Source organism: Mycobacterium shimoidei, from assembly GCF_900417275.1.
GTDB lineage: Bacteria > Actinomycetota > Actinomycetes > Mycobacteriales > Mycobacteriaceae > Mycobacterium > Mycobacterium shimoidei.
The window spans coordinates 1597667-1609774 of sequence record NZ_UEGW01000001.1 but is presented as its reverse complement, the minus strand read 5'-3'; the positions used below and the strand labels follow the sequence as shown (position 1 = coordinate 1609774).

Here is a 12108-nt window from a genome sequence, read left to right as displayed (position 1 = left end):
TTACACCATCGTGTCGCCGGGCGGCAGCCCGAACTCGTGGTTCCCGAAGATCACGTACGCCCGCTCCGGGTCGTTGGCGGCGTGTACCCGACCAGCGTGGGCGTCACGCCAGAAGCGCTGCACCGGTTGGTCATTGGCCAGCGCAGTGGCGCCGGAGGCCTCGAACAGCCGGTCGATCGAAGCGATCGCCCGTCCGGTGGCGCGCACCTGGTCGCGTCGGGCGCGGGCGCGCAGCGCGAACGGGATCTCCTTGCCGGCTGCCAACAGTGCGTACTCGTCGCTGACGTTGCCGATCAGCTGCCGCCACGCCGCGTCGATGTCGCTGGCGGCCTCGGCGATGCGGACCTTGGCGAAGGGATCGTCTTTGGCTTTCTCGCCGGCGAACGCGGCGCGCACCCGCTTGCCCTGGTGCTCCACGTGCGCGTCGTAGGCCCCATAGGCCATCCCGACGATCGGTGCCGAAATCGTAGTGGGATGGATTGTGCCCCAAGGCATTTTGTAAACAGGTGCGGTGTTGGTCTTATAGCCGCCCGCCGTCCCGTCGTTCATCGCCTTGTAGGACAGGAACCGATGCCGGGGCACGAAAACATCCTTGACGACGATGGTGTTGCTACCGGTGCCGCGCAGCCCGACCACGTGCCACACATCCTCGATCTCGTATTCACTGCGCGGAATCAGAAAGCTGCCGAAGTCAACAGGCCGGCCGTCCTTGATCACCGGGCCGCCCACGAAGCACCAGGTGGCGTGGTCGCAGCCCGACGACCAGTTCCATGACCCGCTGACCAGGTAGCCGCCGTCGACCACGGTGCCAGCGCCCATCGGGGCGTACGACGAGGAGATCCGTACCGTCGGGTCGTCGCCCCAGACTTCCTCCTGGGCTTTCTGGTCGAACAGCGCCAGGTGCCAGTTGTGCACGCCGATGATCGAGCCCACCCACCCGGTCGAGCCGCACGCGCTGGCCAGCCGTCGGGCCGCCTCGTAGAACAACGCCGGGTCGCACTGCAGGCCGCCCCACTGCTCGGGCTGCAACAGGGTGAAGAAGCCGACCTCGTCGAGCGCCTTGACGGTCTCGTCCGGCAGCCGGCGCAGGTCCTCGCAGGCCTGCGCACGCTCACGCAGCTGCGGAAGCAAATCGTCGATACCCGCTAGGACCGCCTGGGCGTCACGCTGTTGAATGGAAGCTGACATAGACCAAAGACTAGAACACGTTCCGATTTGTGTCGAGCAGGGTATTCCTGCGGCTGGTAGCGATACCTAACGCGGTTTCTGTAACCTGTTCTAGTTATGACCGAGGGAAAGGCGCCGGCGGTGACGGACATCGTGCCCGACGAACCGCTTGGCAGCCACGTCCTGGAACTGCAGATCGCCGAGGTCCTCGCCGAGACCGACGACGCGCGGTCGCTGGTGTTCACCGTGCCCGACGGGGCCGACATTCCGGCCGACCGGCTGCGGTACGCCCCGGGCCAGTTCCTGACGCTGCGCGTGCCCAGCGAACGCACCGGGTCGGTGGCCCGCTGCTATTCGCTGTGCAGCTCACCGTTCACCGACGACGCGCTCACCGTCACCGTCAAGCGCGACAAAGACGGCTACGCGTCGAACTGGCTGTGCGACCACGCCCACCCCGGGATGCGGATTCATGTGCTGGCACCGTCGGGCAATTTCGTGCCCAAGACGCTCGACGACGATTTCCTGCTGCTCGCCGCGGGCAGCGGGATCACCCCGATCATGTCGATTTGCAAGTCGGCGCTGTCGGAGGGCAGCGGTCAGGTGGCGCTGATCTACGCCAACCGTGACGAGCGTTCGGTGATCTTCGGTGACGCGCTGCGCGAGCTGGTCGCCAAGTACCCCGACCGGCTGACCGTTGTGCACTGGCTGGAGTCGCTGCAGGGATTGCCGAGCGCCACCGCGCTGGCGCAGCTGGCCGCCGCCTATACCAAGCGCCAAGCCTTCATCTGCGGGCCCGGGCCGTTCATGCAAGCCGCGCGGGAAGCCCTGGACTCGCTGGAAGTCCCTGCCGCCCAAGTGCATCTCGAGGTCTTCAAGTCGCTGGAGTCCGATCCGTTCGCGGCGGTGACGATCGAGGACACCGGAGACGAGCCACCGGCGACCGCGGTGGTGCAGCTGGACGGCGAGACGCACACGGTGTCGTGGCCGCGCGGCGCCAAGCTGCTCGACGTGCTGTTGGACGCCGGTCTGGACGCGCCGTTCTCCTGCCGGGAGGGGCACTGCGGCGCGTGTGCCTGCAGCCTGCGCAAGGGCAAAGTGAACATGGAGGTCAACGACGTGCTGGAGCAGCAAGACCTCGACGAGGGGCTGATCCTGGCCTGCCAATCTCGCCCGGAAACCGATTCGGTCGAAGTCACTTACGACGAGTAGGGCCGAGGGTTAAGTTCTGCTGATGACCAAGCAGCTGGCGATTTCAGTGGCAGGCGTCGGATTGGCGTTGGCGCTGGCGCCCCCGTCCTCGGCGGCGAGCAACACCGCCACCACCTTGATGCCGATCGACGAGGCGACCCAACTGGAGACCCGCGCCGTCCTCGATTGTCACCGCGCGACGGGCAGCTGCGACTTCACCGTCGGGGCCGCATTGCGAAGGCCCGACGGGATATCGGGCTTTCCGCCCGACCTTTGGGCCAGGCAAAGCACGGAATTTCGCACCATGAGCCGGACGACGTACCTCGACGTCCATGCCGACGGTCAATACGAGCGGATCCAGAAACAGGGTGGGACCGACGTGATGACCGACATCTACATGGGTGAAGGGCCGCCCGAGAAGTATCAGAGCAGCGGCCGGATCGACGCCACCGACTGGCACACCGGCCAGCCGGAGACCAACGTGAACGTCATCATGTGTACGCACATTCAGGTGGTCTATGCCGGGGTCAACCTCACCTCGCCCAGCACCTGTGCACAGACCGGGTTCTCCTGAGCGGCAACGACATCCCTACATGCGCGAGCTGCGCTCGACGTGAGCCAAAAATTGGCGTGACTCGCGGGGGTTCCGCAGCACATGAACGTCGGCATAGGAGGCGTCGGCAGCTATCGCGGCCGTAATCCGGGGAAGGCTGCGGCGGCGATAGCAAATCACCCAACGCCAGAACTCAAGCTTTTGTCGTGACCGGCGCGCGGCTTGCCATACGCAGCGCCACAAGGAGAAGTCGAGCACGATAACGGTGTCGGCGGCCCTCAAACGCTCTGTGAGCACGTCATACTCGCCGAGATCGCCGTCAAGAATCCACCGGTCGTCGTGGACGAGTTTCTGCTGAAGCGCCGTCCACTGATCAGGGCCCATCGGAGTGAGATCGGGCGCCCAGAAATATTTGTCGAGTTCTACCACCGGCAAACCCGTGATCGAGCCGAGCTTTGCCGCAAGAATCGATTTGCCCGCCCCTCCACGGCCGAGCACGACAACGCGCTTCATCTACTGCCAATGCAGTCTATTGGCTCCCGCAACCGTCTGCGCCGCCAAATTGCGCTGAGGGTCGTGATTCAGCGAAAACCACGACCCTGACTGCAATCTCGCGGTGCGTCCGTCAGCGCGGGAGGCCCAGCAACCGCTCCGCGGCCAAGGTGAGCAGGATCTGCTCGGTGCCGCCGGCGATTGTCAGGCAACGGGTGTTGAGGAAGTCGTGGACGGTGCGGTTGTCGGCGATGCCCGCGCCCTCGGAGAGCTCCATGCGGAATTCCGCCAGCGCCTGGCGGTATCGCACCCCGATGAGCTTGCGCACACTGGATTGCGCGCCCGGGTCCTGTCCGCCGACGGCGAGCTGGGCGATCCGCTGGTCGAGCAGCGAGCCGACCTGCGCGGTGATGATCAACCGCGCCAACCGATCCTGTTGGGCGACATCGAGATTCATCTCTGAAACCGTTGCGAGCAGCTCCTCCATCGGATTGCCCAGCGCAGTCCCGGCGGCCATCGCCACCCGTTCGTTGGCCAGGGTGGTGCGGGCCAGCCGCCAGCCGTCGTTCACGTTGCCGACGACCATCTCGTCCGGCACGAACACACCGTCGAGAAAGACCTCGTTGAACAGCGAGGCGCCGGTGATCTCCCGCAGCGGCCGGATGTCGATGCCGGCCGAACTCATGTCGACCAGGAAGTAGGTAATCCCTTTGTGTTTGGGCGCTTCCGGGTCAGTCCTGGCCAGACATACTCCCCATTGCGCTTTGTGCGCCGACGACGTCCAGACCTTTTGTCCGGTGAGCTTCCAGCCGCCGTCCACCCGCTCCGCCTTGGTGCGCAGCGCCGCCAGATCGGAGCCCGCACCCGGCTCGGAAAACAGCTGACACCAGAAGATTTCCCCGCGCAGGGTAGCGGGCACGAAGCGCTCGATCTGTTCGGGCGTGCCGTGTTCGAGAATGGTCGGCGCCGCCCACCAACCGATCACCAAATCCGGCCGGGACACACCCGCCGCCGACATCTCCTGGTCGATCAGCAACTGTTCGGCAGGACCGGCGCCGCGGCCGTATGGCGGCGGCCAGTGCGGGGCCAACAGCCCCGCTTCGGCCAGCGCCGCTTGACGTTGATCGGCGGGCAGCGCCGCGACCTTCGCGACCGCCTCGGCGATCTGGGGCCGCAGGTCGGCGACGTCGCTGAGGTCGATGGACAGCTTGCGCCTGACACCGGTCTGGGTCAGCGCGGCCGCGCGGCGCAGCCAGCGCGGTGAGCCGCCGAGGAATTGCCCGATGCCGTAGGCGCGGCGCAGGTACAGATGCGCGTCGTGTTCCCAGGTGATGCCGATGCCGCCGAGCACTTGGATGCAGTCTTTGACGTTGGCCTTGGCCGCCTCGATCCCGACGCCGGCCGCGATGGCGGCGGCGATGGACAGTTGGCTGCGCTCCGAATCGGCGGTGGCGTGGGCGGCGTCGGCGGCGGCGACCGCAGCCTGCTCGGCCCGGCACAGCATCTCCGCACAGATGTGCTTGATCGCCTGGAAGCTGCCGATCGGCTTGCCGAACTGCTCGCGCACCTTGGCGTAGGCCACCGCGGTGTCCAGCGCCCACCGGGCGATTCCCGCCGCCTCGGCGGACAGCACGGTCGCGGCGAGATCTTCCAGTTGCGGCGCATCTAGCGCCGTGACCGGGGCGGAGTCCAGGACCACTCGGGCCAGCGGCCGGGAGAAGTCGGTGGCCTGCAGTGGCTCGACCGTGACGCCGTCGGCGCCGGCCTCGACCAGCAACCATCTGCCGTCGGTCGGCACCAGCAGCAGGCCATCGGCGTCGGCGCCGAGCACCCACGGCAAACTGCCCGACGCGCGTTGCGCCGCGGCGTCGAGGGACACGTCGCCGGTGAGCGCCAGCCCGGCCACCCGCTCGCCGGACATCAGCGCGCCCAGCGGTTCGGGATCCTCGACTACCAGCGTGGCCAGCGCCGTCGTCGCCACCGGTCCGGGGACCAGCGCCTTGGCCGCCTCGTCGACCATGGCGCACAGGTCCTCGATGCTGCCGCCGGCTCCGCCACGGTCGTCGGGAACCGCCACACCGAACAGGCCGAGACTGGCCAGACCGGCGAAAACCGGTCGCCAGGCCTGCGGTTTGCCCTGCTCGATGTCGCGGACCGCCGCCGTTGTACCTGCCCCGGCGGCCCAATCGCGTACCAGCTCACGCGCCGCGAACTGTTCGTCGGTGATAGTGACTGGCACGGTTAAGGCTCCTCGGTTGACTAGAACGTGTTCTAATAGTGCCAGCGATCGACCGTCAAGTCGAACGCCATCGCAGCAGGACATGCCGCTGCCAGGGTGGCACGGATGTGAGAGGTTCGCGCTCGAACATGCGTATCGTTTTGAGCGGGAACGCAAGAGGAAGGAGCTGCCCGTCACATGTCTCGCCCCGTTTCGGAGCCAGCGGCGTCCAAACCGGGCCGCGCTTCTGATGCGCAGCCCCGCGAGGTCATGAACGTGGCCGTCCTAGCGGAGTCCGAGCTCGGATCCGACGCCCAGCGCGAGCGTCGCAAACGGATCCTGGACGCGACGATGGCGATAGCCTCCAAAGGCGGCTACGAGGCAGTTCAGATGCGCGCGGTGGCCGACCGGGCCGACGTCGCCGTCGGCACGCTGTACCGCTACTTTCCGTCCAAGGTGCACCTGCTGGTTTCGGCACTGGGCCGAGAATTCGAACGCATCGACGCCAAGACCGACCGGTCGACGCTGACCGGAGGGACGCCGTATCAGCGGCTGAGCTTCATGGTCAGCAAGCTCAACCGCGCGATGCAGCGCAACCCGTTGCTGACCGAGGCCATGACCCGGGCCTACGTGTTCGCCGACGCGTCGGCCGCGGGCGAGGTCGACCACGTCGAAAAGCTCATCGACTCGATGTTCGCCCGGGCCATGGCCGACGGCGAACCGACCGAGGATCAGTACCACATTGCCCGGGTGATCTCGGATGTGTGGCTGTCCAACCTGCTGGCGTGGCTCACCCGGCGCGCATCGGCCACCGACGTCACCAAGCGGCTGGATCTGGCGGTGCGGCTGCTGATCGGAGACCAGGACCAGCCAAAGACCTAAGGGTGATCGCAAGCGCGGCGTAGCCGGGCGCAGCGGGTCACCCTCAAAGAGTCAAGGGTGATCGCAAGCGCGGCGTAGCCGGGCGCAGCGGGTCACCCTCAAAGAGTCAAGGGTGATCGCAAGCGCGGCGTAGCCGGGCGCAGCGGGTCACCCGCAAAGATTCAGCCCGGAGGCCCGGCGGTACGTCCGCGGATCAACTCGGTGTCCAGCATCTCGACGACCGGCGAGCCGATCCTGGCGGAGTTCAGAAGTTCGCCGGCACGCCGGCCTTTGCGCAGACTCGGCTGCGCCACTGTGGTCAGGCCCCGGCTGATCGCTTCGGGTATGCCGTCGAAGCCGGTGACGCTGATCTGACCGGGCACGAAGATGCCCCGGCCGCGCAGGTAGTCCATCGCCGACAGCGCCAGCACGTCGGCGGTACACATCAGCGCGGTGATCCGCGGGTTGGCCTCCAGGGCGACTCTGGCCGCAATACCGCCCGACGCCGCAGTGTGCTCGTAGCTTTCCACCACGGTCAGTGACTCGGGTGCGATCCCGGCTGCGGCCATCGCGTCGCGGACACCGTTGACACGGTCGCTTTGCACCTGAAACGTCGCTGACCGTAGCCGTTGCGCATCGACCGGGCCGTTGCGCCCGTCCGGCCGCAGCCGCATGGTCAGCAGGCCGATCTCGCGATGGCCCAAGGCGAGCACGTGCTCGGTGAGCTCGCACATCGCCGCCCGGTCGTCGATGCCCACCCGGGACGCGCCAGCCACATCCTTGGGCTGATCGACCACCACCACCGGCAGCCGCCGTCGCAGCGCGACCTCCAGGTAGGGATCGTCCTCGGACAGCGAATACACCACGAAGCCGTCGACACCCGCGGCCAGCACCGACGCGCTGCCCTCAGCGACGGTGCGGCTCGGTCCGACCGCCACCAGCATCAGTCCCTGTCCCAGCTCCTCACATGACTGGGCAAGTCCTGCAACGAAATCCAGCGCTGCCGGGTCGCGAAACGAATAGGTCAACGGCTCGGTGATCAACAGTCCCACCGCACCCGCTTTGCGGGTGCGCAGTGACCGCGCCACCGGGTCCGGCCCCGGATATCCCAGCCGTTTCGCCGCGGCCAGCACCCGCTCTCGCAGCTCGGGCGAGAGCTGATCGGGCCGGTTGTAGGCATTGGAGATCGTGGTCCGCGAGACCTTGAGCTCGGCGGCCAGCGATGCCAGCGTGGCCCGTCGCCGCGGCGTGGGACTCCCGGACATGCTCTGTGACGCTACAGCGCCTACTGTCAAAACGTGACTTCTGTCGACCTCGACGCCGACCTGGGTGAGTTCAGCTGATGCGGCTGCGGCCGGGGCGCCCCGACATCGCCCGCTATTCCCACAGGTTCACCGTGCCCGCCGCCAAAGCCGATGCGCCGCTGGCGGTGACGTGGCTCGGAGTTTCGACGCTGCTGCTGGATGACGGATCGTCGGCGATCATGACCGACGGCTACTTCTCCAGGCCCAGCCTGACGCAGCTGGCGTCGCGGAAGGTCTCACCATCGACCGCCCGGGTCGACGGGTGCCTGAGCCGCGCCAAGGTAACCCGACTCGACGCGGTCATCCCGGTACACACCCATGTCGACCACGCGATGGATTCCCCGCTGGTCGCCGAGCGCACCGGCGCCCAGCTGGTGGGTGGCGAGTCGGCGGCCAACGTCGGACGGGGCTACGGATTGGCCGAAGACCGCTTGGTCGTCGCAACTCCTGGTGAGCCAATCCGGTTGGGCAATTTCGAAATAACGTTGATCGAGTCGCACCATTGCCCACCCGACCGGTATCCCGGGGTGATCGATCGACCAGTTGTTCCGCCGGTGCGGGTGTCGGCCTACCGGTGCGGCGAGGCATGGTCGACGCTCGTACACCACCGACCATCGGATCGTCGGCTGTTGATCCAGGGCAGCGCCGGATTCGTCAACGGCGCACTGGCCGGACAGCGCGCCGATGTGGTGTACTTCGGGGTGGGCCAGCTGGGCCTACAGCCGGAGTCCTACCTTGTCGACTACTGGACCGCGACGGTCCGCGCGGTCGGCGCACGCCGCGTGGTGTTGATCCACTGGGATGATTTCTTCCGTCCACTGTCAAAGCCGTTGCGGGCGTTGCCCTATACGGTCGACGACTTGGACGCCTCAATGCGCATCCTGGACGAGCTCGCCGCGCAGGACGGCGTCGCGCTGGATATGCCCACCGTGTGGCGACGCGAAGACCCCTGGATCTGAACAACGTTGGTGCGCGGCAGCTAGCGATGAGCCGGGGCCGGGGCCGGCATGCCGAGTTTGGCCATTACCGTGCGCAGGACCGCGGGATAGTCGGTGATAATGCCGTCGACTCCGGCGGCGATCAGTGCGTGCATGTCGTCGGCTTCGTTCACCGTCCACGGAAGTACTTTGAGGCCCAACGCATGTGCGCGCTCGACCAGCGCCGCGTCGACGAGCGAATAAACCGGCGAGATGATGCTCGCCCCGATCATCCTCGCGGCGATGACGGGATCGCCGACGACGGCCGGGTCGATGCCGGCCAGCCAAGGCGATCTGGGGCGCCACGTGGTCTGGTTCCACAGGGTCACCACCGGAATCGACGGGTGCAGCTGGCGGGTAATCACCAGCGTTCGCCAGTCGAAGCTTTGTATTTCGATCCGGTCGATTTTCCCCGCAGCACTGGCCGCCGCGACGATCACGTCGACAAATTCATCGGGAGCTGCTGTGGCAGAAGGCTCCTCGGGGTCCACCTTGGTTTCGATATCGTAGCGAACCTCAGCGTGGTAAGAGTCGCTGAGCGCAAAGATCTCCGGCAGGGTTGCGATCGGGCCACCGCAGTCAAGCGTGCGAACCTGCGCCAGCGTGAGCTCGTGCACGAGCTTTCCGACGTAAGGGTATTCAGGGTCCGCCGCCGATACGGGGCCACGGTCGGTGCACTTCAGCGGATGGATATCCTGGTCGTGCCATACCACCGGTTGATGGTCCTTGGTGATACCGATATCGAATTCCAAGGTGCTGACTCCGATTTCGAGTGCGCTGGCACCGCCTTGGTGGGCAACCACATCGAAGTCGGATGATTGGGCGGTCGCGGTCGGGTGCGCCCCGAGGACAACTACGACCGCCAGTACCAGGACCCGCCGACGCAGCCTCATGCCCGGCAGTTAACGCCTGCGCTGGCGTGCTATTTCAGCTAGCACAACTCCGGCGGCCACCGACGCATTCAGCGACTCGGCGGGCCCGGCCATGGGTATGGACACCACGGCGTCGCAGTTTTCCCGCACGAGCCGCGACAGTCCCTTGCCCTCCGATCCGACGACCACGACGACCGGGCCAGTAGCGTCCATGTCGTCGAGCGGGGTCGGGCCTTCGGTATCCAGCCCGATCAGCTGCAAGCCCGCAGCCGCCCACTCTTTGAGTGTGCGAGTCAGATTCGTGGCCCGCGCGATCGGAACGCGCGCCGCTGCGCCGGCGCTGGTCCGCCAGGCTACCGCGGTCACCGATGCCGAGCGCCGCTGCGGGATCAGCACCCCATGACCGGCGAATGCCGACACCGAGCGCACGATCGCGCCCAGGTTGCGTGGATCGGAGATGTTGTCCAGCGCGACCAACAACGCCGGCGGAGAGTCCATGGCGGCCTGCAACAGGTCGTCGGGATGGGCGTAGTCATAAGCCGGCACCTGCAATGCGATGCCCTGATGCAAGCCATTGGTGGTCATCCGGTCCAAATCGCTGCGCGGCACCTCCAAGATCGCGATGCCGGAATCGGCCGCGCGCGTCACAGATTCGGTGAGCCGTTCGTCGGCCTGGGCGCCGAGCGCAACGTAGAGCGCGGTCGCCGGCACGCCGGCCCGCAGGCACTCCAACACCGGGTTGCGGCCCAGCACGGTCTCTGTCTCGTCGCGAGTGCGCCGAGTCGCCGATCGGCGCGCTTGGGCCTTGGCGCGTTTGGCGGCCGGGTGGTGCGGTCGCATGTGCGCGGGCGGCGTCGCCCCGCGGCCCTCCAGACCCCGTCGACGTACTCCGCCGGATCCGACCGTCGGGCCCTTCTTGGTGCCGGGTTTGCGCACCGCCCCGCGCCGTCGCGAGTTACCGGCCATTGGTGCCGGTCTCCAGCGACCACTGCGGCCCGTCGGCGGTGTCGGTGACTTCGATGCCGGCGTCTTTGAGGCGGTCGCGGATCTCGTCGGCCAACGCCCAGTTGCGCTGTTCGCGGGCCTTCTCGCGTCGTTCCAACTCAGAACGCACCAGCACGTTGAGGGCAGCCATCGCGGCCGACGTCTCATCGCGCGATTCCCAGCGCTCGTCGAGCGGGTCGCAGCCCAGGATGCCCATCATCGCGCGGATCGCGCCGGCATGAGCCAGGGCGGCGTCGTGATCGCCGGCGTCGAGCGCCCGGTTGCCTTCGGCCCGGGTATGGTGCACTTCCGCCAGTGCGATCGGCACAGCCAGATCGTCGTCGAGCGCTTCGGCGAACCGCGGGGTCCACTGCCCGGGCACCACTGCCCCGACCCGGTTGCGCACCCGGTGCAGAAAGTCCTCGATCCCGACGTAGGCTTTGACCGCGTCCTGCAGCGCGGTCTCGGAGAACTCCAGCATCGACCGGTAGTGAGCACTGCCGAGGTAGTAGCGCAGCTCCGCGGGCCGAACCCGTTGCAGCACAGCCGGAATCGTGAGCACATTACCCAGCGACTTGCTCATCTTTTCCCCGCCCATGGTGACCCAGCCGTTGTGCAGCCAGTAACGGGCGAATCCGTCGCCGGCCGCGCGGCTCTGAGCGATCTCATTCTCATGATGCGGGAACACCAAATCCATTCCGCCGCAGTGGATATCGAACTCGGCACCGAGGTACTCGCGCGACATCGCGACGCATTCAGTGTGCCAGCCGGGACGTCCCCTACCCCAGGGAGTCGGCCACGACGGTTCGCCCGGCTTGGCGCCCTTCCACAACGTGAAGTCGCGCTGATCGCGCTTGCCGGGCGCCACCCCCTCGCCCTGATGGACGTCATCGATGCGGTGGCCGGACAGCTCGCCGTAGTCGGGGTAGCTCAACACATCGAAGTAGACGTCGCCACAGCCGGTATAGGCGTGCCCGGACGCGATCAGCCGCTCGATCAGCTCGACCATCTGGGTGATGTGCCCGGTGGCGCGGGGTTCCGCCGAAGGCGGAAGCACCCCCAGCGCGTCGTAGGCGGCCGTAAACTCCCGCTCGTAGGTGGCTGCCCATTCCCACCACGGGCGACCGGCCGCAGCAGCCTTGTTGAGGATCTTGTCGTCGATGTCGGTGACGTTGCGGATGAACGCGACATCCCAGCCACGCGCCATGAGCCAGCGGCGCAGGATGTCGAATGCCACACCGCTGCGGACATGACCGATGTGCGGCAAGCCCTGGACGGTGGCGCCGCAGAGGTAGATCGAAACCTTGCCGGCCCGTAACGGAACGAACTCACGCACGGCACCGGTCGCCGTGTCATGAAGCCGCAACGGGGCGCGATCGGTCACGACGTGCCAGCTTACCGGGGGTCCGAGCGGGTCTCGAACGGCATCACCGCCAGCTGCGCATGGGTCCCCCGCCGCGCTTCTTCGAACGCGTGTTGTTAGCTGTCCGGC

The 12108-nt window shown here is 66.9% G+C and carries 11 protein-coding genes; 4 read left to right on the top strand and 7 right to left on the bottom strand.

What is annotated here, in order from left to right; genetic code table 11:
• Window positions 1–1188 (bottom strand): 3-hydroxy-9,10-secoandrosta-1,3,5(10)-triene-9,17-dione monooxygenase oxygenase subunit, encoded by a 1188-nt coding sequence (gene hsaA, locus MSP7336_RS07785; protein ID WP_069394770.1) that lies wholly within the window; start codon window positions 1186–1188, stop codon window positions 1–3.
• 96 nt (window positions 1189–1284) lie between these two features.
• Here hsaA and MSP7336_RS07780 point away from each other — a divergent pair, with 96 nt between their 5' ends.
• Entirely contained in the window at window positions 1285–2376 is a 1092-nt protein-coding gene (locus tag MSP7336_RS07780; protein ID WP_069394769.1) for a ferredoxin--NADP reductase, read from the top strand.
• Window positions 2377–2398: 22 nt separating this feature from the next.
• Entirely contained in the window at window positions 2399–2929 is a 531-nt protein-coding gene (locus MSP7336_RS07775) for a hypothetical protein (RefSeq protein ID WP_069394768.1), read from the top strand.
• A gap of 15 nt (window positions 2930–2944) precedes the next feature.
• On the opposite strand, the gene MSP7336_RS07770 is transcribed toward MSP7336_RS07775, so the two are convergent.
• Together MSP7336_RS07770 and MSP7336_RS07765 are read right to left on the bottom strand one after the other, a co-directional pair.
• Entirely contained in the window at window positions 2945–3421 is a 477-nt protein-coding gene (locus MSP7336_RS07770; protein WP_069394767.1) for a P-loop NTPase family protein, read from the bottom strand.
• A 112-nt stretch (window positions 3422–3533) separates the two neighbouring features.
• A complete protein-coding gene (locus MSP7336_RS07765; RefSeq protein WP_113963434.1) occupies window positions 3534–5639 on the bottom strand; it encodes an acyl-CoA dehydrogenase family protein in 2106 nt (701 codons plus the stop codon).
• 255 nt (window positions 5640–5894) lie between these two features.
• On the opposite strand from MSP7336_RS07765, the gene kstR reads away from it, so the two are divergent.
• Window positions 5895–6500 carry a cholesterol catabolism transcriptional regulator KstR gene (gene kstR, locus MSP7336_RS07760; RefSeq protein WP_181786643.1) on the top strand — a complete coding sequence of 202 codons (606 nt, stop codon included), beginning with the start codon at window positions 5895–5897 and terminating at the stop codon, window positions 6498–6500.
• Between the two features lie 161 nt (window positions 6501–6661).
• On the opposite strand, the gene MSP7336_RS07755 is transcribed toward kstR, so the two are convergent.
• Window positions 6662–7744, bottom strand: a complete 1083-nt coding sequence (locus MSP7336_RS07755) for an Rv3575c family transcriptional regulator (protein WP_113963432.1) — start codon at window positions 7742–7744, stop codon at window positions 6662–6664.
• 77 nt (window positions 7745–7821) lie between these two features.
• On the opposite strand from MSP7336_RS07755, the gene MSP7336_RS07750 reads away from it, so the two are divergent.
• Window positions 7822–8742 (top strand): MBL fold metallo-hydrolase, encoded by a 921-nt coding sequence (locus MSP7336_RS07750; RefSeq protein ID WP_113963431.1) that lies wholly within the window; start codon window positions 7822–7824, stop codon window positions 8740–8742.
• 20 nt (window positions 8743–8762) lie between these two features.
• Here the strand turns inward: MSP7336_RS07750 and MSP7336_RS07745 are convergent, their stop codons facing one another.
• The 3 genes from MSP7336_RS07745 to cysS are packed head-to-tail and all read right to left on the bottom strand — an operon-like array spanning window position 8763 to window position 12000.
• Window positions 8763–9647 (bottom strand): glycerophosphodiester phosphodiesterase family protein, encoded by an 885-nt coding sequence (locus tag MSP7336_RS07745; protein ID WP_181786950.1) that lies wholly within the window; start codon window positions 9645–9647, stop codon window positions 8763–8765.
• A 15-nt stretch (window positions 9648–9662) separates the two neighbouring features.
• On the bottom strand, window positions 9663–10598 hold the full coding sequence (rlmB, locus tag MSP7336_RS07740; RefSeq protein ID WP_113963429.1) for a 23S rRNA (guanosine(2251)-2'-O)-methyltransferase RlmB: 936 nt from the start codon (window positions 10596–10598) through the stop codon (window positions 9663–9665).
• Window positions 10588–12000 (bottom strand): cysteine--tRNA ligase, encoded by a 1413-nt coding sequence (gene cysS, locus MSP7336_RS07735; protein ID WP_113963428.1) that lies wholly within the window; start codon window positions 11998–12000, stop codon window positions 10588–10590. Before cysS ends, rlmB begins: the two co-directional genes overlap by 11 nt.
• Window positions 12001–12108 lie beyond the last annotated feature (108 nt).

Coding starts and splice junctions, on each gene's coding strand:
- rlmB (WP_113963429.1), bottom strand. CDS start 10,598: ATGGCCGGTAACTCGCGACGGCGCGGGGCGGTGCGCAAACCCGGCACC.
- MSP7336_RS07750 (WP_113963431.1), top strand. CDS start 7,822: ATGCGGCTGCGGCCGGGGCGCCCCGACATCGCCCGCTATTCCCACAGG.
- MSP7336_RS07780 (WP_069394769.1), top strand. CDS start 1,285: ATGACCGAGGGAAAGGCGCCGGCGGTGACGGACATCGTGCCCGACGAA.
- MSP7336_RS07755 (WP_113963432.1), bottom strand. CDS start 7,744: ATGTCCGGGAGTCCCACGCCGCGGCGACGGGCCACGCTGGCATCGCTG.
- MSP7336_RS07775 (WP_069394768.1), top strand. CDS start 2,399: ATGACCAAGCAGCTGGCGATTTCAGTGGCAGGCGTCGGATTGGCGTTG.
- hsaA (WP_069394770.1), bottom strand. CDS start 1,188: ATGTCAGCTTCCATTCAACAGCGTGACGCCCAGGCGGTCCTAGCGGGT.
- MSP7336_RS07770 (WP_069394767.1), bottom strand. CDS start 3,421: ATGAAGCGCGTTGTCGTGCTCGGCCGTGGAGGGGCGGGCAAATCGATT.